This is a genomic window from Pseudomonas sp. AC463, from assembly GCF_979253585.1.
Map to the genome: position 1 here is coordinate 1 of NZ_CEEDDZ010000708.1, position 265 is coordinate 265.

1 protein-coding gene is annotated in these 265 nt (G+C 62.6%); it reads right to left on the bottom strand.

From position 1 onward, the window contains the following. On the bottom strand, positions 1-265 hold a 265-nt coding region (locus AC0IYH_RS32035; protein WP_471838328.1), incomplete at both ends, for an SIMPL domain-containing protein.

Sequence of the window (265 nt, forward strand, 5' to 3'; positions counted from 1 at the left end):
GTTGTAGACCGGATAGCTGTTGCGGCTGCCTTGGGAAACGCTGACGCCTTTCACACCTCGGGCCTGGGTCAGCCCGGCATTGAGGATGCGGGTGATTTCCGCGGCGAGGGCGGCAGGATCCTTGTGCTGGGCCTCGGTGTACAGGGTGACCTGCATCAGGTCGTGGGCTACTTCATGGCTGACCTGGGTGCTGAGGGAAATCTGGTTGTAGCGGGGCTCATCGGCCTGGGCGGCAATGCTGAACAGGCTAGCTGTGGTGAAGGCC